The organism is Caballeronia sp. GAWG1-1 (genome assembly GCF_023631465.1).
Classification (GTDB): domain Bacteria; phylum Pseudomonadota; class Gammaproteobacteria; order Burkholderiales; family Burkholderiaceae; genus Caballeronia.
Genome location: NZ_JALQDB010000028.1, coordinates 329,612 through 347,220 on the forward strand (window position 1 = coordinate 329,612; position 17,609 = coordinate 347,220).

The following is a 17,609-nucleotide window of genomic DNA, read 5'->3' on the forward strand; positions in this document are numbered from 1 at the left end:
CATTTGGCCGACTGGAAACCGCCGGGCCGCGTGACTAACATCAACTGAACACGAGTTTGGCTCCGACCAGGATCAGCGTCGCGGCAAGCAGGTAACGCAGCACGGTTTCGGGCGCTTTCGAGGAAAGCATGCTGCCAATGGCAATGCCGGGAATCGAGCCGACCAGGAGCGAGAGCAGAAGCGCCCAGTCCACCGAGCCGAGCATCCAGTGCCCGGCGCCGGCAATGAGCGTAAGCGGCACCGCATGCGCCACATCGGAACCGACGATGCGTACCGTCGCGAGACGCGGATAAAGCAGCAGCAAAACCGTCACGCCGATCGCGCCCGCGCCGACCGACGTGATCGAAACGAGCACGCCGAGGATGGCGCCCGTCAGCACGGTCAGAGCGGTTGTGCGGGCAGGGCGTTCGGCTCGTCCCTGGCCTTTGCGGTAGGCCAGTCGCGCGAGCTGCGGCCGAAACACGAGCGACACGGCCGTGATGAGCAGCGCGATGCCGAGAATCAACTGGATCAGGCGGCCCGTGTCGGGTGAAGTCATGCCGTGCCGGTGCAGGAAATACAGCGTGATGGCGGCGGCCGGCACGCTGCCTGCGGCGAGCCGGCCAGTGATGCGCCAGTCCACCGAGCCCTTGAAGCCGTGTACGAGCGTGCCGGCGGTCTTGGTCGCGGCGGCGTACAGCAGGTCGGTGCCGACTGCCGTTGCCGGATGAATCCCGAAGAGCAGCACGAGCAGCGGCGTCATCAGTGAACCGCCGCCCACGCCCGTGAGGCCGACCAGAAAGCCGACGCCGAGGCCCGAAGCAGAATAAAGTAAGTCGATATGCGGAAATGCCATGGATGCGGAGAACCCGTCAGGCTCGGTCCGGTCGAAAAACCGTCGATGATATCCGGTGAGCGGCCCGATTGCTGCGCATGAGCGGCGGGCACCCTGCAAAAACATTGGTCTGGTCGAGCTGGCCAGCCGTCGTGATTACACATTACTTTCAGTTCAGGAAGGCGCAATGGACACAAAGGATCAGACGCAGGACCAGACGCAACAGCAGCAGCAACAGGCGCAAGCGACTATGCCCGGCGCGGACGATGCCTTCATTCCGACCGAGAACGTCAACATTCCGAGCGAGCGCCAGTTCGTCCTGAAATCGGGCAACACGTTCGCCGTCTACGACGCCAACGGCGATATCCGTGGCGGCGACGACGGCCTGTTTGTCAACGATACCCGTGTGCTCTCGCAATTGGTGCTCACGTTCGGTGGACGCGCGCCGTCGCTGCTTTCAGGCAGTGTATCGAGCGATAACGCTGTCTTCACCGCGCACTTGACCAACCGGCCGCTGCCGCCCATCGGCGGAGCCCAGACACCGGAGGGCGTGATCCACGTCGAGCGCAAACGTGTGCTTTCCGGGCACGTATTGCACGAAAGCATCGTGCTGACGAACTATGGCACCGAGCCATCCACGGTGCCGATCTCCATTTCGTTCGCCGCGGACTTTCTCGATATGTTCGAGGTGCGTGGCTCGAAGCGCCAGAAGCGCGGCACTTTGCGGCCGCCCATTGTCGAGAATGGCGAGGTGGTGTTGCGCTATATCGGCCTGGACGAAGTGGAACGCACCGCGCGCATCCAGTTCACGCCCGCGCCGGACGTGCTCTCGCCGACGCGCGCCGATTACGCGCTGCGTATCGAATCGGAGACGGCGATTTCGGTCTATCTCTCCGTCACGGCCGTGACACACGCGCTCAGCGACGCCAGCGAAGAGAGTAAGCGCAACGCCGCCGAAGCCGCCGAGTGTGCGCCCGAATCGGGCCGTCCGGCTATCCGCGAAGCGCTCGTCGAGGCGCATCGGCGTATGCGGGACCGGCGTCGCGCCAGTGCGCGCGTGCGTTCGAGCAATCCGCTCTTCAGCGAATGGATCGACCGGTCGCTGGCCGACCTCGGGCTTCTCACCACCGATCTCGAAACCGGCCCGTATCCGTATGCGGGCATCCCGTGGTTCTCCACCGCGTTCGGGCGTGACGCGATCATCACGTCGTTGCAAATGCTGTGGCTGCATCCCACGCTCGCGCGCGGCGTGCTGCGCTTTCTCGCGGCTCATCAGGCGCGCGAGGACTCGGCGTTCCGCGACGCGGAAATCGGCAAGATCATGCACGAGACGCGCAAGAGCGAGATGGCCGCGACCGGCGAGGTGCCATTCGCGCTTTATTACGGTGGCGTCGACAGCACGCCGCTTTTCATCGTGCTCGCGGGCGCGTATGCGGAGCGCACCGGCGATCAGGCGCTGATCGACGAAATCTGGCCCGCGTTGCAACTCGCGGCGGACTGGGTCGCGCGTCATTGCGACAAGAATCCGCACGGCTTGCTCGACTATCAGCGCGCGTCCGAGCATGGACTCGCCAACCAGGGCTGGAAAGATAGTCAGGACTCCGTGTTCCATGCGGACGGTAAATTTCCCATCGGACCGATTGCGCTGGTGGAAGTGCAGGCATACGCATCGACGGCATTCTCGACGATGGCGCGGCTTGGTCGCGAACGCGGCGAACACGAACGTGCGGACGAGTTCGAGCGGCGCGCGCGCCATATCCGCGAGCGCGTGGAAGCAATGTACTGGATGCCGGAGATGGACTTCTACGGCATAGCGCTCGACGGGCGTGGCGACTTGTGCAGGGTGTTGTCATCGAATGCGGGGCATCTGCTCGCGTTCGATCTGGTCGAGCGCGAGCGCGGCGAGAAGGTCGCGCGTCAGCTCGAATCCACCTTGTTCCACACCGGCTGGGGCGTGCGTACGCTCGCCGCCGGGCAGCCGCGTTTCAATCCGATGTCGTACCACAATGGCTCGGTCTGGCCGCACGATACGGCGTTATGCGCGCGTGGCCTTGCGCGTTACGGCGAGCGTGGCGCGGCGGTTGGTCTGCTGCAGGCTTTGTTCGAGGCGGCCGTCACGTTCGACATGCGTTTGCCCGAGCTGTTTTGCGGCTTCACGCGTCAGCGCGGCGAACGGCCGATCGCTTATCCGGTGGCGTGTCTGCCGCAGGCGTGGGCCGCGGGCGCGCCGTTCATGGTCCTCGAAGCGTGTCTCGGCGTGACGATGGACGCGATCAACGACGAGATACGCATCGACCGGCCGCAGTTGCCGGAAGGCATCGACTGGCTGGAGATCGGCGATCTGCGTCTCGGCGACAAGAACGTGACGATCACGTTCCGGCGCGTGGGCGGCCAAGTGGTGCCGTCGGTGGAAGGGGATGCGCGGGTCGTCGCGGTGCTTTGAGCGAAGAAACGCGCAACGCGTGGGAAGCGTTGCTTGCGAGGTTTCGGGAAATGACCTCGCAAGCTGCGCCGTCTATCCGCTCGAACTTAACGCGCGGAAATCAAACCGCCACGCTGCCCACGTAGTTCTCGGCCAGCGCCGTTGCCGCCGCATGCGAAGTGGTCACATGCTCCAGCTCCGCGACCTGCAGGCGTTGCTCGAAGGGCGACGTATCGTCGAGCTTGTGCAGCATGCGCGTCATCCACCACGAGAAATGCTCCGCGCGCCACACGCGCTTGAGCGCGGTCTCGGTATATTGCGCGAGCTTGTCGCTTTTGCCTTCTTTATAGAAATCGACGAGGGCGGCATTGAGCACCCGCACGTCCGACACCGCGAGATTCAAGCCCTTCGCGCCCGTCGGCGGCACGATATGCGCCGCGTCGCCGGCGAGGAAGAGCTTGCCTGACTGCATCGGCGTGGATACGAAGCTGCGCATACCGACGATGTTCTTCTGAAAAATCTTCCCTTCCGTGATCTGCCAGCCATCGTGGGTATCGACGCGTGCGTGCAGTTCGGCCCAGATGCGGTCGTCGGACCAGGCATCGACGGACTCTTTCGGATCGCACTGGAAATACATGCGCTGCACGCCGGGCGAGCGCGTGCTGATGAGCGCGAAGCCGCGGTCGTGGCGCGCGTAGATGAGTTCGTCGGACGAGGGCGGCGCTTCGACCAGAATGCCGAACCAGCCGAACGGATACACCCGCTGATAGTCCTGCCGCACCGCTTCCGGAATGCACGGGCGCGAGACGCCCTGCGAGCCATCGCAGCCGACGATGAAATCGCACTCCAGCGTTTCGGCGCGCCCTTCATGCGTGTACTCGATGCGCGGCTTGCCGTCGCTGTTCTCCGCGAAATCGTGCAAGCTCACGTTCGACACGTTGAACTTGAGCGCACCGTTCGCCGCAAGGCGCGCCGCGACCAGATCCTTGATGACTTCATGCTGCGCGTAGACCGTGATCGAATGGCCCGTCAGTTCTGTCAAGGCGATACGGCGCCGCTGTCCCTCGAACGCCAGTTCGAAACCGTGATGCAATGCGCCTTCGGCCTGCATGCGCGCGCCGACTCCCGCCTGATTGAGCAAATCCATCGTGCCTTGTTCGAGGACGCCCGCACGAATGGTCGATTCGATGTCCTGCTGACCGCGCGCTTCGAGTACGACCGACTCGATGCCGCGCAAATGCAGAAGATGGGAAAGCAGAAGCCCGGCCGGGCCCGCACCGACGATGCCGACTTGAGTACGCATGATGTCTCCGTGATTGCGTCGAGATGTAGTGCGTACAGTCTCGTTGCAGCCTCGGTATGTCGCAACGCGATACGGAGCATAGCGCCTATCCCATTTCGAGATAAAGGCCTGAAAATGCCGCGATCACGGGTCCATCCCTTGCTGACTCAGGGTAAATCCCGAGCACGCAATCGAATGGAGAGAACAGATGAGCGCGAAGAATTACCCCAAGCCGCCGTTTCCTGAACAGCAGCAGGAACGTCGTCCCGGATTAACCAAGCCGCTCGATCCGCAGCCCGACCACGGCGAGGAGAGTTACAAAGGTAGCGGCAAACTTGCCGGCAAGACTGCGCTCATCACAGGCGGCGATAGCGGCATCGGGCGGGCGGTGGCGATTGCATTCGCGCGCGAAGGCGCAGACGTGGCGATCTCTTATCTCGACGAACACGACGACGCCAAGGAGACGGCCCGCTGGGTGGAAGAAGCGGGACAAAAGGCGCTGCTATTGCCCGGCGACATCACCGACCGCGCGCATTGCCGAGAACTCGTCGCGAAGACGGTGGAGACGTTCGGCCATCTCGAAGTGCTGGTAAACAACGCCGCTTACCAGATGACCTACGACGGCCTCGAAGACATCAGCGACGACGAGTGGGACAAGACCTACTCGACCAACATCGGCGCGATGTTTCGCATCACCAAGGCGGCGCTACCGCATCTGAAGGAGGGCGCGGCGATCATCAACACGACGTCGGTGAATGCGGACGCGCCGAATCCCGGTTTGATCGCGTATGCGAGTACGAAGGGGGCGATCCAGAACTTCACGGGCGGCCTCGCGCAATTGTTGGCCGAGCGCGGTATTCGTGCGAATTGCGTGGCGCCGGGACCGATCTGGACGCCATTGATTCCTTCGACGATGCCCGTCGAGAAGGTCAAGAATTTCGGCTCGCAAGTGCCCTTGAAACGCGCCGGCCAGCCTGCCGAACTGGCCGCCGCTTACGTGCTGCTCGCCTCGGACGAGGCGAGCTACATTTCGGGCGCCACCGTCGCGGTGACGGGCGGCAAGCCGATCATTTAAAGCCGCGCATCACTCGCTCAACTGCTTGCGACGATACTCGCCCTGCCGCGTCAGCATCCAGCCGGGATATTCGGCGGGAAGCTGGCTCACTTCGTCGAGCGCGGCGAGTTCGTCGGCGTTGAGCGTTACCTTGGTCGCCGCGATGTTGTCATCGAGTTGCTCGATACGTTTCGCCCCGACGATCACGCTCGTCACCACCTTCTGGTGCAACAACCAGGCAAGCGCGATCTGCGCCACCGAAACGCCCTTGGCTTCGGCGACACGACGCATTACGTCGATACAGTCATACGCGCGGTCCACGTTCACGGGCGGAAAATCGAACTTCGTGCGGCGGCCGCCTTCTTCCTTGCCGCCTTCGCGCGTGTACTTGCCCGACAAGAGGCCGCCCGCGAGCGGACTCCACACCATCAAGCCGACGTTCTCGCTTTGCAGCAACGGGACGAGTTCGCGCTCCAGGTCGCGCCCGGCGATCGTGTAATACGCCTGCAACGACTCGAAACGCGCCAGGCCCAGACGCTCCGAAATGCCAAGCGCCTTGGCAATCTGCCACGCGGCCCAGTTCGACACGCCGATGTAGCGCACGTGGCCGTGCTGCACCAGATTGTCGAGCGCGCGCAGTGTTTCCTCGATTGGCGTGGCGGGATCGAATCCGTGAATCTGATACAGATCGACGTGATCGAGTTGCAGCCGCTTGAGACTCGCCTTCACGCCATCGATGATATGAAAGCGCGACGCGCCGCGCGAATTCACGCTCTTGGTTCCCGCCTCGCCCAGAATCTTGGTCGCGACGACCACGTTCTCGCGCGGCACCTTGAGATTCTTCAACGCCTGGCCCGTGATGATTTCGGACTGGCCGTCGGCATAGACATCGGCGGTATCGATGAAATTGATGCCCGCGTCGAGCGAGCGGCCGACGAGCTTGTCGGCGTCCGCCTGCTGAAGCTGACCGATGTTGTCCCAGATGCCGCCGCCGCCTCCGCCGAAGGTCATGGTGCCGAGGCACAGTTCGGAGACGAATAGGCCGGTATTGCCGAATTTCCTGTAGCGCATGGAAGGCTCCAGAGTAACGATGCGGTGATCGGAAGGCGCGAAGTGTCGATGTTTCGACCGGTCGACGCGTCGCGCCGGCAATGCAGTATCTTCCCGCGCCTCTTGCGTGTCATAGCCTGATCCTGTCGAATCCTTGCCAATTCCTGCAAAGCGGGCGCGCGACCCTAAGCACAACCGCGCCCGCGCGAGTAAGCTAACGAGACTCCTTCGAACGCTAAATTCCTCGGAAAATCATGGCGCTGAACGACACACCCGGCCTCGCCGACAAAGATCCGCATGAGCATCCCAGAGAGATGCGCAATAACAATCAGATGCTCGATCCCGCGCTGGATCAGGCGCGTCTCGAACTCGTCTCGCTACTCGACCGCTTGACGGCGGGCTGCGAGGGTTCCATCGAAACCTGTGTGCCAGGCGTCTTCGTGCACCGCATCATGAATCCGGGCGGGCCGAAGCCGGGTATTCAAACGCCCGCGCTCGCGCTGATCGCGCAAGGCACGAAGCGCATCATGGTTGGCGACGACGTCTACGTCTACGACCCCATGCATTACCTCGTTTCGTCGGTGGATCTGCCAGTGATCGGGCAAGTGACGGTGGCAAGCGAAACGGAGCCCTATCTCGGCATGCGGCTCGATCTCGATGTCGAAGAGATCACGTCGCTGATTCAGGACCAGCATCTGCCGCCCGTCACGCAGTCGGACGCCACGCGCGGCGTGTATGTGAATCGACTCGGCAATTCCATGCTCGACGCGGTGCTGCGCCTTTTGCGCCTCATCGACACGCCGGACGACGTGCCCATTCTCGCGCCGCTGGTGAAGCGCGAGATTCTGTATCGGCTGCTGATGAACGGTTCCGGCGCGCGGCTACGCCAGATCGCCTTGCAGGACAGCCAGACGCAGCGCATCGCGAAGGCCATTCTTCTGCTGCGTCAGAACTTCGATCAACCTTTGCGCGTCGAAGATATCGCGCGGGACGTGCATATGAGCGTGTCCTCGCTGCATCATCATTTCAAGGCCGTGACGGCGATGAGTCCGCTGCAGTATCAGAAGCAGTTGCGCCTGCAGGAAGCGCGGCGTCTGATGCTGCTCGATATCGCCGATGCCGCGACGGCCGCGCATCGCGTCGGTTACGAAAGCGCGTCGCAGTTCAGCCGCGAGTACAGCCGCCTTTTCGGCGCGCCGCCGCTGCGCGACACGCGGCGCTGGCGCGATGCCGCCGCAACCGGCGCCTGAACGAAGCGAAGCGCGCCGCACGGTCGAACAAAGCTTGCCGCATGGCGATGCGACGGCGCTGCCGCATCGGTTTATTTCATCGTCCGCGGAATAGCGCAGCGCTGCCGAACGTTCTACGGATACTTCTCCAATAAGGAAGATGAAATGAAGAAGCGCATCCTCACGATCGTCACGGCCGCGGTTGCGGCGGCGTGTCTGGCATCGCCCGCGTTCGCCGCGGCGCCGAAAGAATCGAACGGCATGTTCGTCGATGACAACGGCATGACGCTCTACACCTTCGACAAAGACACCAAGGGCGGCGCGAGCGCCTGCTCCGGCGGCTGCGCGCAGGCGTGGCCCGCCGCGATGGCGGGCGCCTCGGATCAGCCGAGCGGCAAGTGGACCACCGAAGCCGCCGACGGCGGCAAGCAATGGGCGTACGACGGCAAGCGCGTGTACCGCTTTGCCAAGGACACCAAGCCCGGCGATAAAAGCGGCGACAACTTCAAGGATGTCTGGCACGTCGTAAAGCCGTAAGCTTTTCTGCGAGCGGGCTCGCGGGAATAAACCGGCGAGCCCGCGAGTCTTCTTTCTGACGGGACACGAACATGAAACGACTGTCCGGAGCAGCGTTGCTCCTGGCTGCGCTCGTCTGCGCGCTGGCGTCGAGCGGCTGCGCGAGCGGCACGGCGGGTGCTTCGGGTACGGCGGGTAATGCGGGAGCCGGCGCCGCCGATCCGGTCATGAAGGGCAGCTACTGATGCCGAATCGTCCGGATCTACGGCCGTGAGTTTCGAGAGCGATCTCCTCGCGCATCTTCCGCAATTGCGCCGCTATGCGCGCGCGTTGACGGGCGACCGCGCCTGGGCCGACGATCTCGTGCAGGACGCGACCGAGCGTGCGTTGAATCGCATGCGGTCGTTTCGCGCGGGGACCAATCTGCGCGCGTGGCTGTTCACGATCATGCGCAACCTGTATATCGACCAGTTGCGCGGACGGCGCGACATTGCCGTCGACGATGAAACCGCGCCGTGGCGGCAGATGGCCGCGCCGCGTGGCGAAGTGGACGGACTCGTGCTGCGCGACGTGCAACGCGCGCTTTACTGCCTGCCGGTCGAACAGCGCGAAGTCATGTTGCTCGTGTGTGTCGAGGAAATGAGTTACCAGGAGGCCTCCGTGGTCTTGAACGTGCCAGCCGGAACCGTGATGTCGCGCCTCTCGCGGGCGCGCGAACACATGCGCGTTCTGCTTGGCGAGGAACCGGGGCGCCGTGCGTCGTCGCTGAAAGTGGTGAGCCGGACATGACCCACGACGAACGACCGCCGGATCGCGACCTTCAGGCGCTCTCTGCCTGGCTCGACGACGAGCTTCACGGCGATGAGCGCAAGGCCATCGAAGCGCGCCTGGCCGATGACCCCGCGCTGCAGGCGACTGCGACCGACTATCGCGCGCAGGACAATGCGTTGCGCGCGCTCTTCGCGGCGGAGCAGGCCGAGCCGCAGATCGTCGTCATGCGTGCGCGAAAGCGCGAGCGCTTTCTCCTGGCCGCGTGCTTTCTCGTGGTGGGCGTCGCGTGTGGATTCATGATGCACATGCTGCTGCCTTCGTTCGGCGAGCCGCGTGCGCGCTTCGCGGAACGCGCGGACATTGCCTATGCGGTGTATGCGCCGGAGCAACGTCACGCGGTGGAAGTGGCGGCGTCGCAGCAGGACCATCTCGTCAATTGGCTGTCGAAGCGGTTGAATCGAACGTTGACGATTCCATCGCTCGTCGAGTATGGCTTTCAGCTCGTGGGGGGCAGGCTCTTGCCCGGTGAAGACGGGCCGGCCGCGCAGTTCATGTATCAGAACGCAGCGGGCGAACGTCTCACGCTTTACATGGCGACGGTACGACGCAACGACGCTCAGATCCGGATGCTGCGCGACGGCCCGCGCAGGACGTATTACTGGGCCGCGGACAGCGTGGGTTATGCGCTCTCGGGGCAGATCGGGGAGGCCAAGCTGCAAGCGATTGCCTACGACACCTGCAAGGAACTGGGCGGCAACCCCAAGGACTGGTGAGGCTCAGGCTCACCAGGCAAAAAAAGCCGCAGCGCTTCGAGTCGCTGCGGCTTTTTCTTCTAAAGCCGATCAATAACGATGCGGCTCTTCGTGATGCGGACGATGGTGACGTTCCCACTCGTTACGCGCCCAGTAGCGATGACCGTCCCAGTAGCGCTCGCCATGCCAGCCGACCTTCACCACATGATGCGGACGATGATCGTCCGCCGATGCAACGTTCATCATGCCCATGCCAAGCGACGCTGCAAGGGACGCGATCAAGAGGCTCTTCTTAGTCTTGTTCAACATGATTTGCTCCTTCGGTATTCGTGGTCTTCCGTTGGCTCGCTTCGTAACTACGAGCGCGGTGGTAGTAGTTATGGATTTTTGTCATGCCGGTGTTCTAGCGGTAGTAATCGTGATGATGGTGGTAACCGCCACCGTCCGGCAGGATGATGCAGCCCGAGAGTGAGCCCGCGAGCGCCACGCCCAGTGCTACAAGTATCGCCAGCTTCTTCATGGATTTCTCCTTGGTGAGTCCATGAGAGCAATTTAGCGGTTCGTAAAATGACAAGCCGTGTTCGTTTGTAAGCAAAGGTGAAGCTTGAAATATTTGGAAGCACGCTTATAAATTTGAGATTGCCGCTGTCGGCCCGCGAGCGTGGCACTATCCTGAACTACGATCACGCTTATCGGAGTGACACATGGCGCATATCAGCACGGGCGTGGAGTACGCGTTGCACTGCATGCTCTATCTCGCGGAGCCGCCGCACGGTGTGAGCGGCGCCAGCGTGCGCGATCTGGCGGAACTGCAAGGCGTGCCGGCGGAGTTCGTGGCGAAGCTGTTCACGAAGCTGCACAAGGCGGGGCTCGTCACCGCGACCGAAGGCGCGCGCGGTGGTTTCTCGCTGGCGCGGCCATCGCGAGAGATCAGCGTACTGGATGTCGTGCATGCCATCGATGGCGACAAGCCGCTCTTCGAATGTCGCGAGATTCGCGCGCGTTGCGCGGTGTTTGGCGAAGAAGCGCCGCCGTGGTCGACGAGCGGCGTGTGCGCCGTTCACGCCGTCATGAAGAACGCGGAGAAGCGCATGCGCGAAGCGCTGGCCGCGGACAAGCTGTCCGATCTCGCAGGCCGGGTGAATGCGAAGGCGCCGCGCAATTTCGGGCCGCAGGTCGTCAAATGGCTGGGCGGAAAGAACGTGGGCAAACGCGCCGCGCGAGGCTAGTCTGCATGGTTGCCAATCAACGCACGATGGTCGGCTTTATGTTCGGCGTAAGCGATACGCCCACGACGTGCCCGTCGCGCACGCCGCATCGGCTGTCCACGCGCGTCCATTTCGTCTTGCCGCGCGCCTTGGCGAACGCGCGCATCACGATGACCTGATCGACTGGAATCGGATTGCCCACGCTAAACACGGGCGTTTCGCTGTCGATTCTGGCGGACAACACGCGGCGGTCGGGCACGATGAGCGCGTCGTACTTCGGCGCGTCCGCAACCCAGCGGTCGAAGGCCGCGACGCATTGCGCGACGCTCTCCGGCACATGCAGCCGCGACAGATACGAATAGTCTTCCGTCACGTTATCGGGCGCCTCTTGGGCCTGCGCGATCTGAAACATCGACGCGGACAAGAGCAATGCAAACAAGGCGGGAACGAAGGCAGTTTTCATGCGATGAGTCATGAGCGGCGAGAGCGAAGAGGCGGACAAAGACGAGCCTGCGCGACGAACGGCAATACGCTGGCGCGTGTCACGTGGGCTCGGGCGACATCGCCAACGTCGGCACGGATCGGGCGCGTCTTTTTGAGATTTCGCGAAGTATACCGTGTGATGTTTCGGCGCGTCGAGCGTGCGGCGCGTGCCGAAGGTGAATCGATGGCGTTTGGGCTGCGTTGTATGCTGCGCTTTCGAACTCACAACGAGGCGCGCGATGAAAACAGTGAGATGGTCGCAAGTGGACGGCACAGGACTGGAACATCTCGTACTGGACGATGAAGCGTCGCCGATCGTGATCGAGAGCGTGGTCGCTGGCGAAAGCGAGGCGGGCGCGTTCGGCCTCGTCTATCGCATAGAGTGCGATACGCGCTGGCAGGTCACGCGGCTTGCCGCGAAGCTCCCGGGCGGTGCGACGCTCGATCTGCATCGGTCAGATGGAGACGACGGAGACGAACACGCATGGACCAACGCCAACGGCTCCGCACGCGATGAACTCCGCGGTTGTATCGACGTCGACCTGAGCGCGACGCCTTTCACGAACACGCTGCCCATTCGCCGGTTGAAGCTGCAACGCGGTGAGCGGCGCGTGATTCGCGTCGCTTATGTGAACGTGCCGACGTTGACTGTCAGCGCGGTCGAGCAGGCTTATACGTGCCTGGAAGATGGGCGCCGCTATCGCTACGAAGGGCTCGATACGGGCTTTACGGCCGAGATCGATGTCGATGAGAACGGGCTCGTTACAGCGTATCCGGGGCTATTCAAACGTACTGCCTGAGCGCGCGTTTGTTCCCGAGCGGCGATAATGCCGCATCGATCGCACTTACCGGATGAACCCAAGATGACCGCCCATTCCAGCGCATCACCCCGCCTGACCAGCCTCTCGCACGGCGGCGGCTGCGGCTGCAAAATCGCGCCCGGCGTGCTCGCCGACCTGCTCAAGCGCAGCACGCCACTGCCCGCGTTCCCCAATCTCCTCGTCGGCAACGACACCGCCGACGATGCCGCCGTCTACAAGCTCAACGACGAACAGGCTATCGTTGCGACGACCGACTTCTTCATGCCGATCGTCGACGATCCGTTCGACTTCGGCCGCATCGCCGCGACCAATGCGCTCTCGGATGTCTACGCCATGGGCGGCAAGCCAATTCTTGCGCTCGCGCTCGTCGGCATGCCGATCAACGTGTTGCCGCATGACGTGATCGCGCAAGTCCTCAAGGGCGGCGAGTCGGTGTGCGCCGAGGCGGGCATTCCCGTCGCGGGCGGGCATTCAATCGATTCCGTCGAGCCTATCTACGGGCTCGCCGCGCTCGGTATCGTGCATCCGTCGCGCGTCAAGCGCAACGCGGCAGCGCGCGCGGGCGACGTGCTCGTGCTCGGCAAGCCGCTCGGCGTTGGCATTCTGTCGGCGGCATTGAAGAAAGATCAACTCGATGCCACGGGCTACGCCGCGATGATCGCCGCGACGACCAAGCTCAATCGCCCCGGCGCGGAACTCGCTCTGCTCGATGGCGTGCATGCACTTACCGACGTGACGGGCTTCGGCCTGCTCGGCCACGCGCTCGAACTCGCACGCGGCGCGCAACTTACCGCACGTATCGACTATGCAAGGCTGCCGTGGTTGCCACAGGTGCGCGAGTTCGTGCGCGCGGGCATTTACACCGGCGCGTCGGGACGCAACTGGAACGCGTATGGCGCCGATGTATCGCTTGCCGCATCCCTCGACGCGCCTCAGGACGAGGCTCGCAACTTGCTTACCGATCCGCAGACTTCGGGCGGCCTGCTCGTTTCGTGCGCGCCTGAAGCCGTGAACGACGTGCTCGCGATCTTCCGCGCGGATGGCTTCTCCGACGCCGCCGTGATCGGCGAGATGGTGGACGGCGCGGGCCGTATCGAAGTGGCCTGAGACGCATCCGCGTAACCCAGCTCTTAGCATCCACCGGGACATCACTCGCACATGAAGGAAGAATCTCCGAAAGCGATTCTCTATGCGCTCGCCGCCAACTTCGGCATCGCCGTATGCAAGTTCGGCGCGGCTGCTTTCACTGGCTCAGGCTCCATGTTCGCCGAAGCCATTCACTCCACGGCCGATTGCGGCAATCAGTTGCTGCTGCTCCTCGGGCTCAAGCGCGCGCAGGCGCCCGCCAACGCGCTGCATCCGCTCGGCTCGGGGCGCGAGATTTACTTCTATGCGCTGATCGTGGCGCTGTTGCTCTTCTTCGTCGGCGGCGCGTTTTCGGTGTACGAAGGCACGCATCGTCTGATGCATCATGAGCCGCTAACGAACCCGATCGTCGCGCTTGTCATTCTCGGCATCTCGGTCGTGCTCGAAGCGTTTTCACTGGCGGGCGCGGTGCGCGAGATTCGCAAGACGGCGGGCAACAAGACCATGTGGCGCTGGTTCCGCGAGACGCGCGAGTCGGAGTTGCTGGTTGTCGCAGGCGAGGATGTGGCCGCGCTCGCGGGTCTCGCCATCGCGTTCGCTGCCGTGCTCATGACGATGATCACCGGCAACCCCGCATGGGACGCGGCGGGCTCGGTCGGCGTGGGCGTGTTGCTGATGCTGATTGCGTTTCTCGTCGCGCGCGAAGTGAAGTCGATGATCGTCGGTGAATCGGCCAGTCCCGAAGTGCGCAAGGCCATCGACGCGCATTTGCGCGCGCGGCCCGAGATCACGCGCATCATCAGCTTGATCACGCTTCAGTGGGGCAAGGATGTCGTTGTCGCCGTGCAAGCCGAGATGATCGACTATGCCAGCGGCCGCGCGATGATCGATGCAATCAACATCGTCGAGGAAGATTTGCAGCAAGCCTTTCCGCAGGTGCGCTGGGTGTTCTTCGAACCGGACGTGCCGCGCGAAGCCAGCAAGCCCGCCGCCGCGGCTTGAAACATGTCGTCCGTCGTCCGGCTCACGGCAAGTGAGCCGGCGGTCGCGCGTTGTGCGGCCTCGGTGTGACAGGCGTGTCCGGAACTTGCGTATTGCCGCGCGCGGGCACTTGCGTCACGCCCATTTCCGGCAAGGACGATGCATCGTCCGGCAATTCCGCTGAAGCCGCCGACGCCGCTCGTCCACCCCGCATGAGCGGACTTTGCGCTGCAAACAGCAGGGCAGGCGCGGCAAGTGCTACCCAGAGCACGGTCAATTTCATTGCAGGACGCGTGAGCCAGTTGGAGCGACGGTCCGGATTATCGTTGCGACGTGCTTGCGGGAGCCTGTCTCCAGAATCATTGAGTCTCGCGTTCATTTCAATTCGCGTCGTTTCAATGTCTGCATATCAGCAGACTTCATTCCGGCCCCGCGTCGAGACCCGGCCATGCCGTTACTGCGTTGGACCGGGGCATCGCGTTAGGATAGGGCGTGCGCGTCGTCCGCATCGAGTCCCAGCAATTTCGTGATTTTCATTCGACCCATGCGCAAACTCATACTCTTAGTCTGTCTGCTCGCCTTCACGAGTCTCGGCTCGCTTCTTTCGGCGTCCGCCATTGCCGCCGGTTCGGCGCAAGGCGCGTCGCAACCCGCGGTCGCGCTCACGCCGCAACAGGCGCGCGATGCCCTCGCGGTGCTCAACGATCCACAACGCCGCGCACAGGTCGCCGATACGCTGCGCGCAGTGGCGGCGGCCGGCGCGCTTGCCGCACCGACGGCCGCGAGCGCCACGGCGGCGAGCGGCGCGGAAACGGCTGCGCCTGCCTCGGGCGCGTCGGGCGTGCTTGCGAAATCGCTGACGGCGAACGGGCTTGCCTCGCAGCTATCGCATCAGGCGGGCAACTGGGTCGTTCAGTTCGCAACCGAGATGCGGCATACGCTCGCCGAGTTGCTGAACATTCGTTCCGTGGTGCATTGGTGGAGCCAACGCATGGCGACGCCGGAATCGCGCGCGCAGTTCGGTCACGTGCTCTGGATCGTGCTCGTGTGTCTCGTGCCCGCGTTTTTGCTTGAAATCGTCGGCGGCCGTCTGCTGCGTAAATCGCGTGCGAAGATCGCCGCGCGCGGTGTCGCCGATGCCGAGGTCACCGATCCCGAACTCGTGCAGAACGAGCATGCGGCGGAACGCGCCGAGCACTTCGCCGAGCGCACCGGCGACGAAGCCGCGCAGCACGCAGCCGAGCGCAAGGTGGAAACGGCGCGCGGCCAGCGGCACGCGGCACGTCACTGGACCTTGTTGCAGCGTCTTCCCAATGCGCTTTTGTATCTGCTCTTCAAGTTCATTCCGCTTGGCGTGTTCATCGGCGTGGCGACGCTTCTGGTGTCCATCTTTATCGACGACAACTCGATCGAATCGCATGTCGCGAGCGAGTTTATCGATGCCTACCTCGTCTGCCGCATCATCATGCTCGTGAGCGGCTTTCTGCTGGCGCCGCATGCCACCGGCTTGCGGCTTTTGCAGATGCGCGATCAGTACGCGCTCTACACGTATCGCAAGCTACGCAGCATGGTGATCATCGCGGGTATCGGCATCGCGCTGGCCAACGGCGCGGAGCCGCTCGGACTGTCGGAAGCGGCGCGCATCGCCATTCTGAAGATCGTCACGCTCGACATCCATCTGATGCTCGCCTACACCATTTTCGACTGCCGCAAGCCCGTGGCGGAGCGTATCCGCGAACGCATGCGCAGTCATAAATCGACCGCGCTGTTCGGTGGCTGGATCGCCGATATCTGGGCCGCCGTCGCCATCTTCTTCGTGCTCGCGCTGTGGTTCGTCTGGGCGCTGGACGTGCAGAACGGCTATCGCACTCTGTTCCATCTCGGCGGCGTGTCCATTCTCGTGCTGGTCGGCGCGCGCGTCGCGGCAATCGTCGCGTTCGGTGCGCTCGGCCGCGTGTTCCACGAAAACGATGACGACGACTTCGCGGCGAAGTCCATCGCGCATCGTCATGCTTATCGCTATTACCCGCTCTTGCGCCGCGCCGTGCAGACGATCATCGCCGTGGTGACGGTCGTGGCGCTGCTCGAAGTGTGGGGCGTGCATATCGTGCAGTTCTTCACATCGGGCGGCATCGGCAACCGGCTGGCATCCGCGCTCGTGACCATCGCGGTCGCGGCGGTGTTCGCGGTCATCGTGTGGGAGACGGCCAACGTAATGGTCGAGCAGCGTCTCGATCAATGGAACGCAAGCGGCGACCGCGTGCGCGCCGCACGCCTGCGCACGCTTTTACCGATGATGCGCTCCGCGCTTTTCATCGTCATCGCCATGGTCGTCGTGCTGACCGGTCTCTCGGAAATCGGCGTCAACACCGCGCCGCTTCTGGCGAGCGCGAGCATTTTCGGCGTGGCACTCGGCTTCGGCTCGCAAAAGCTCGTGCAGGATTTCATTACCGGAATCTTCCTTTTGATGGAAAACGCCATGCAAGTGGGCGACTGGGTGACGGTCGCGGGCGTCTCGGGCACGGTCGAATATCTGTCGATTCGCACGGTGCGTTTGCGAGGCGGCGACGGCTCGCTGTTCACGGTGCCGTTCAGTTCGGTATCCACGGTCAACAATACGAATCGCGGCATTGGCAACGCGGCGGTGCGCGTGTCGGTCGCGCTCGGTCAGGACGTGGATCTGGCCATTTCGACGCTCAAGGAAATCGGCACCGCGCTACGTGAAGACGACGCCTTCAAGGACGGCATTCTCTCCGACTTCAGCTTCTGGGGCGTCGATGCCGTCGATGGTTCCACCGTCACGCTCGCCGGTCAGATTCAATGCCGCGACAGCACGCGCTGGCCGGTGCAACGCGAGTTCAACCGGCGCATTCTCAACGAGTTCACGGCGCGTGGGATCGAGATCGCCAATCCGCAGCGTAACTTCGTGATCGTCAACGGCACGCAGGACGCGGCGCACGATCCGGCGCATCCAGCCGACGTCGATGGTGACGCCCCCGCCGATCAGCGCGGCGAACCGTCGAAGGCGGCGCAGCATCCGACGGGCGAGGCGGCTGCCGGACAGGGCACGGCGTCCAGTGCGCCGCCGCCGCGGACATCGCAGGCTTGAGCGTTTTAAGGGTTGGCGCGGGGCTTGTTTT

Annotated in this window: 18 protein-coding genes; 12 read left to right on the plus strand and 6 right to left on the minus strand. The window is 63.3% G+C overall.

What is annotated here, in order from left to right:
* Nucleotides 1-40 precede the first annotated feature (40 nt).
* Nucleotides 41-835: a sulfite exporter TauE/SafE family protein gene (locus NCT03_RS17830; RefSeq protein WP_250493315.1), complete on the minus strand. Its 795-nt coding sequence runs from the start codon at nucleotides 833-835 to the stop codon at nucleotides 41-43.
* 229 nt (nucleotides 836-1,064) lie between these two features.
* On the opposite strand from NCT03_RS17830, the gene NCT03_RS17835 reads away from it, so the two are divergent.
* Nucleotides 1,065-3,257 (plus strand): amylo-alpha-1,6-glucosidase, encoded by a 2,193-nt coding sequence (locus NCT03_RS17835; protein WP_250493361.1) that lies wholly within the window; start codon nucleotides 1,065-1,067, stop codon nucleotides 3,255-3,257.
* A 100-nt stretch (nucleotides 3,258-3,357) separates the two neighbouring features.
* On the opposite strand, the gene NCT03_RS17840 is transcribed toward NCT03_RS17835, so the two are convergent.
* Nucleotides 3,358-4,539, minus strand: a complete 1,182-nt coding sequence (locus NCT03_RS17840; protein WP_250493316.1) for a 4-hydroxybenzoate 3-monooxygenase — start codon at nucleotides 4,537-4,539, stop codon at nucleotides 3,358-3,360.
* Nucleotides 4,540-4,726: 187 nt separating this feature from the next.
* On the opposite strand from NCT03_RS17840, the gene NCT03_RS17845 reads away from it, so the two are divergent.
* Entirely contained in the window at nucleotides 4,727-5,593 is an 867-nt protein-coding gene (locus tag NCT03_RS17845) for a glucose 1-dehydrogenase (protein WP_250493317.1), read from the plus strand.
* Nucleotides 5,594-5,602: 9 nt separating this feature from the next.
* Here NCT03_RS17845 and NCT03_RS17850 read toward each other — a convergent pair whose 3' ends face one another.
* Nucleotides 5,603-6,643, minus strand: a complete 1,041-nt coding sequence (locus tag NCT03_RS17850) for an aldo/keto reductase (protein WP_250466886.1) — start codon at nucleotides 6,641-6,643, stop codon at nucleotides 5,603-5,605.
* A 233-nt stretch (nucleotides 6,644-6,876) separates the two neighbouring features.
* Between NCT03_RS17850 and NCT03_RS17855 the strand changes: the two genes are divergently transcribed.
* The 5 genes from NCT03_RS17855 (at nucleotide 6,877) to NCT03_RS17875 (ending at nucleotide 9,911) form a co-directional block, all read left to right on the plus strand.
* On the plus strand, nucleotides 6,877-7,872 hold the full coding sequence (locus NCT03_RS17855; RefSeq protein WP_250493318.1) for an AraC family transcriptional regulator: 996 nt from the start codon (nucleotides 6,877-6,879) through the stop codon (nucleotides 7,870-7,872).
* A 144-nt stretch (nucleotides 7,873-8,016) separates the two neighbouring features.
* Nucleotides 8,017-8,388 carry a COG4315 family predicted lipoprotein gene (locus tag NCT03_RS17860; RefSeq protein WP_250493319.1) on the plus strand — a complete coding sequence of 124 codons (372 nt, stop codon included), beginning with the start codon at nucleotides 8,017-8,019 and terminating at the stop codon, nucleotides 8,386-8,388.
* 71 nt (nucleotides 8,389-8,459) lie between these two features.
* On the plus strand, nucleotides 8,460-8,612 hold the full coding sequence (locus NCT03_RS17865) for a hypothetical protein (protein ID WP_250493320.1): 153 nt from the start codon (nucleotides 8,460-8,462) through the stop codon (nucleotides 8,610-8,612).
* Between the two features lie 25 nt (nucleotides 8,613-8,637).
* A complete protein-coding gene (locus tag NCT03_RS17870; RefSeq protein WP_250466889.1) occupies nucleotides 8,638-9,156 on the plus strand; it encodes a sigma-70 family RNA polymerase sigma factor in 519 nt (172 codons plus the stop codon).
* Nucleotides 9,153-9,911, plus strand: a complete 759-nt coding sequence (locus NCT03_RS17875) for an anti-sigma factor family protein (RefSeq protein WP_250493321.1) — start codon at nucleotides 9,153-9,155, stop codon at nucleotides 9,909-9,911. The genes NCT03_RS17870 and NCT03_RS17875 overlap by 4 nt, the downstream gene beginning before the upstream one ends.
* Before the next feature lie 69 nt (nucleotides 9,912-9,980).
* On the opposite strand, the gene NCT03_RS17880 is transcribed toward NCT03_RS17875, so the two are convergent.
* Nucleotides 9,981-10,196, minus strand: a complete 216-nt coding sequence (locus tag NCT03_RS17880) for a hypothetical protein (protein ID WP_404989445.1) — start codon at nucleotides 10,194-10,196, stop codon at nucleotides 9,981-9,983.
* A gap of 398 nt (nucleotides 10,197-10,594) precedes the next feature.
* On the opposite strand from NCT03_RS17880, the gene NCT03_RS17885 reads away from it, so the two are divergent.
* Entirely contained in the window at nucleotides 10,595-11,119 is a 525-nt protein-coding gene (locus tag NCT03_RS17885) for an RrF2 family transcriptional regulator (protein ID WP_250493322.1), read from the plus strand.
* Between the two features lie 16 nt (nucleotides 11,120-11,135).
* On the opposite strand, the gene NCT03_RS17890 is transcribed toward NCT03_RS17885, so the two are convergent.
* Nucleotides 11,136-11,561 (minus strand): BspC domain-containing protein, encoded by a 426-nt coding sequence (locus NCT03_RS17890; RefSeq protein WP_250493323.1) that lies wholly within the window; start codon nucleotides 11,559-11,561, stop codon nucleotides 11,136-11,138.
* Nucleotides 11,562-11,820: 259 nt separating this feature from the next.
* Between NCT03_RS17890 and NCT03_RS17895 the strand changes: the two genes are divergently transcribed.
* From NCT03_RS17895 to NCT03_RS17905, 3 genes are all read left to right on the plus strand, one after another.
* Nucleotides 11,821-12,381 (plus strand): putative glycolipid-binding domain-containing protein, encoded by a 561-nt coding sequence (locus NCT03_RS17895; protein ID WP_250493324.1) that lies wholly within the window; start codon nucleotides 11,821-11,823, stop codon nucleotides 12,379-12,381.
* A 63-nt stretch (nucleotides 12,382-12,444) separates the two neighbouring features.
* Nucleotides 12,445-13,509: a selenide, water dikinase SelD gene (selD, locus tag NCT03_RS17900; RefSeq protein ID WP_250493325.1), complete on the plus strand. Its 1,065-nt coding sequence runs from the start codon at nucleotides 12,445-12,447 to the stop codon at nucleotides 13,507-13,509.
* 51 nt (nucleotides 13,510-13,560) lie between these two features.
* On the plus strand, nucleotides 13,561-14,490 hold the full coding sequence (locus NCT03_RS17905) for a cation diffusion facilitator family transporter (RefSeq protein ID WP_250466898.1): 930 nt from the start codon (nucleotides 13,561-13,563) through the stop codon (nucleotides 14,488-14,490).
* A gap of 22 nt (nucleotides 14,491-14,512) precedes the next feature.
* On the opposite strand, the gene NCT03_RS17910 is transcribed toward NCT03_RS17905, so the two are convergent.
* Nucleotides 14,513-14,752: a hypothetical protein gene (locus NCT03_RS17910; RefSeq protein WP_250493326.1), complete on the minus strand. Its 240-nt coding sequence runs from the start codon at nucleotides 14,750-14,752 to the stop codon at nucleotides 14,513-14,515.
* A gap of 261 nt (nucleotides 14,753-15,013) precedes the next feature.
* Here NCT03_RS17910 and NCT03_RS17915 point away from each other — a divergent pair, with 261 nt between their 5' ends.
* Nucleotides 15,014-17,578: a mechanosensitive ion channel domain-containing protein gene (locus NCT03_RS17915; RefSeq protein WP_244828267.1), complete on the plus strand. Its 2,565-nt coding sequence runs from the start codon at nucleotides 15,014-15,016 to the stop codon at nucleotides 17,576-17,578.
* The last annotated feature ends 31 nt before the right edge of the window (nucleotides 17,579-17,609 follow it).

Bases quoted from the DNA above. Each gene is read 5' to 3' on its own strand.
- NCT03_RS17850 (WP_250466886.1), bottom strand. From the start codon at position 6,643: ATGCGCTACAGGAAATTCGGCAATACCGGCCTATTCGTCTCCGAACTG.
- NCT03_RS17830 (WP_250493315.1), bottom strand. From the start codon at position 835: ATGGCATTTCCGCATATCGACTTACTTTATTCTGCTTCGGGCCTCGGC.
- NCT03_RS17855 (WP_250493318.1), top strand. From the start codon at position 6,877: ATGGCGCTGAACGACACACCCGGCCTCGCCGACAAAGATCCGCATGAG.
- selD (WP_250493325.1), top strand. From the start codon at position 12,445: ATGACCGCCCATTCCAGCGCATCACCCCGCCTGACCAGCCTCTCGCAC.
- NCT03_RS17890 (WP_250493323.1), bottom strand. From the start codon at position 11,561: ATGAAAACTGCCTTCGTTCCCGCCTTGTTTGCATTGCTCTTGTCCGCG.
- NCT03_RS17840 (WP_250493316.1), bottom strand. From the start codon at position 4,539: ATGCGTACTCAAGTCGGCATCGTCGGTGCGGGCCCGGCCGGGCTTCTG.
- NCT03_RS17845 (WP_250493317.1), top strand. From the start codon at position 4,727: ATGAGCGCGAAGAATTACCCCAAGCCGCCGTTTCCTGAACAGCAGCAG.
- NCT03_RS17895 (WP_250493324.1), top strand. From the start codon at position 11,821: ATGAAAACAGTGAGATGGTCGCAAGTGGACGGCACAGGACTGGAACAT.
- NCT03_RS17865 (WP_250493320.1), top strand. From the start codon at position 8,460: ATGAAACGACTGTCCGGAGCAGCGTTGCTCCTGGCTGCGCTCGTCTGC.
- NCT03_RS17835 (WP_250493361.1), top strand. From the start codon at position 1,065: ATGCCCGGCGCGGACGATGCCTTCATTCCGACCGAGAACGTCAACATT.
- NCT03_RS17860 (WP_250493319.1), top strand. From the start codon at position 8,017: ATGAAGAAGCGCATCCTCACGATCGTCACGGCCGCGGTTGCGGCGGCG.
- NCT03_RS17905 (WP_250466898.1), top strand. From the start codon at position 13,561: ATGAAGGAAGAATCTCCGAAAGCGATTCTCTATGCGCTCGCCGCCAAC.
- NCT03_RS17910 (WP_250493326.1), bottom strand. From the start codon at position 14,752: ATGAAATTGACCGTGCTCTGGGTAGCACTTGCCGCGCCTGCCCTGCTG.
- NCT03_RS17885 (WP_250493322.1), top strand. From the start codon at position 10,595: ATGGCGCATATCAGCACGGGCGTGGAGTACGCGTTGCACTGCATGCTC.
- NCT03_RS17915 (WP_244828267.1), top strand. From the start codon at position 15,014: ATGCGCAAACTCATACTCTTAGTCTGTCTGCTCGCCTTCACGAGTCTC.
- NCT03_RS17875 (WP_250493321.1), top strand. From the start codon at position 9,153: ATGACCCACGACGAACGACCGCCGGATCGCGACCTTCAGGCGCTCTCT.